Annotated in this window: 2 protein-coding genes and 1 pseudogene; all 3 read right to left on the bottom strand. The window is 45.9% G+C overall.

Annotated features, from left to right (window positions below):
- Positions 1–248, bottom strand: a pseudogene (locus tag F6K20_RS35250) (hypothetical protein); the annotation flags it as partial.
- A gap of 296 nt (positions 249–544) precedes the next feature.
- Entirely contained in the window at positions 545–922 is a 378-nt protein-coding gene (locus tag F6K20_RS35245) for a four helix bundle protein (RefSeq protein WP_008181721.1), read from the bottom strand.
- A 224-nt stretch (positions 923–1,146) separates the two neighbouring features.
- Positions 1,147–1,833, bottom strand: coding sequence for a TIGR04283 family arsenosugar biosynthesis glycosyltransferase (locus F6K20_RS35240; protein WP_287297919.1), 687 nt, complete (start codon positions 1,831–1,833; stop codon positions 1,147–1,149).
- Positions 1,834–2,206: the final 373 nt, after the last annotated feature.

Raw genomic sequence — 2,206 nt, 5'->3', positions numbered from 1 at the left:
CGCTGCACCGTTGAGATGTCACTAGCATTACCAATCGGACGTCGCAACCAAGAGGGAAGTGCAGTAATTTCTGAACGCCATTGTTTTTGTGTAGTCATGGGGAATCGGGAGTCGGGAGTGGGGAATCGGGAATCGGGAATCGGGAATCGGGAGTGGGGAATCGGGAATCGGGAATCGGGAATCGGGAATCGGGAATCGGGAATCGGGAATCGGGAGTCGAATAGAATTGTAACAGGAGCAACGGGCAAGATGCCCGTTCCAGGTTAGATGGCTATTCTACCAAGATGGCTATTCCACAAAACTATTTCCATCAAACGAAGTCTACTATTCTTTAACTAGTCACACAAAGACTTGACTTCGCGGCAGTTGTCTGGAACAGGGGATCACCAGAACAGTAGACAAGAATTGATGCAAACACTATCATAAAACTACTTTTGCGCATAGGTCTACTATCTACTCCTCCCGATTCCCTCGGTGCGCTTGACCCGTAATTAAATTCGCCACGGGTCGCACCGCTCCCGATTCCCGATTCCCCACTCCGGAATTATGAGTTGTCTAGCAATGACCGAATTAGAGAACGTAGCATTCTTCCTAAAGCTTCACACTCACCTAAAATCGGATTAACCGCGACCGAGTTAGCCAGTTTAACTCTGACCGATAAGAAAAGATGGGTTTCCAATTCTTTGAGAGAGCCTTGAGCTATTCTAAGAAATTGAACATATTCTCCTCGATACTCCCGTCCATATCCCTCTGCAATATTAGCAGGAATTGATGCAGCTGCTCTCCTTATCTGTGCAGTCATCCCATACATTTCCTGTTTAGGGAATTCTCTGGTGATAACATAACAACTCTCCGCTACATCCATTCCCTTTTGCCAAACTCGCAAATCTTGATAAGACTGAATTTGACTATAATTGCTCATGCTTCAACTAGAGTTCGGGAATCGGGAGTCGGTAATCGGGAGTCGGTAATCGGGAGTACCTCTATGATAGAAACGCGCTTATCCCTATGGTTGTCAGTCTCCGAAAACATTTGCCATTTATAAAATTATTAGCTTTTGTATACTAAGCGTTCCCACTATTTTTTGATAAATAGTCACACATCGATTCCCAATTCCCGATTCCCGATTCCCGATTCCCGACTTCTTCATCCTTTTGCTCTACGATACCAACCCACAATCCGGTGAGGAGAAACCCCCAAATGATAGGCAACGATCACCAGTTGGTTAATTAATGTAGTTTTCACAACCCCTAAGGTCTGCCAACGGCGTCCTGATGTTAGCACAGGTTGACTAAGGATAGTTATTTTACCTAGGTGGCGGAGGCGTCGCATCAAGTCAAAATCTTCCATAATCGGTAGATTAAGAAAACCCCCCAGGTCTGTAAACACCTTAGTCTTGATAAAGATAGCCTGATCACCGTAAGGCAGAGAGCAAAAACGCGATCGCAAATTCACCATCCGCTCAATTAGCCTTACCCCCCGCAGGTTAGCATCAATGGCTAATTCAAAGGCACCAGCCACGGTTTCATGGTCTTGTAACCCTTCGCGAACTAAGGTATCAAATCCTTTAGGTAAACGGGTATCAGCATGGAGAAACAGTAGAATATCTCCAGTAGCAACCGCAGCCCCAGCATTCATTTGACTAGCGCGACCGGCACCAGCAGCTATAATCTTAGCACCCATTGATTGTGCGATCGCAACAGTTTCATCATCACTGCCCCCATCTACCACAATCACTTCCACATTAGACGCTCCCCTAACCGTAGCCAAAGTATCAGCTATGTGACTAGCCTCATTGAGAACCGGGATGATAATGGAAATTTTTACTATCACGCAAGACGTTTAGGCATTGTTTCTGACAAATTAGCATCCTTGAGTAGGAAATAACCAATGTTCCCTTAATTTGTATCCATATTTAGACATTTATTACATTAAAGGGATATAATAAAAGGTAAACTAGGTGGTCAGTGGTCAGTGGTCAGTGGTCAGTGGTCAGCGGTCAGCCTATGCGCTACGCGCACGCTACGCGTGCAGAATTTTAATTCTAAAGGTTGGAATTCTCAAAGCACATGGTAGGAAACCCAAGCCAAGCTACCCAAGCTATCCATGCGCGCAGCCTACAGCAGCAGCACCTACAGCAGCAGCCAGCGCAGCCTACTACTCAAGCACCTACTCACTGCTCTGCACATGCTCACACACACATCTA

It is taken from the genome of Moorena sp. SIO2C4, from assembly GCF_010672485.1.
In the GTDB taxonomy this organism is placed as follows: domain Bacteria; phylum Cyanobacteriota; class Cyanobacteriia; order Cyanobacteriales; family Coleofasciculaceae; genus Moorena; species Moorena producens.
Note: the sequence above shows the minus strand (reverse complement) of the source record. Positions and strands in the feature narration are given on the sequence as shown.

Bases quoted from the DNA above. Each gene is read 5' to 3' on its own strand.
- F6K20_RS35245 (WP_008181721.1), bottom strand. From the start codon at position 922: ATGAGCAATTATAGTCAAATTCAGTCTTATCAAGATTTGCGAGTTTGG.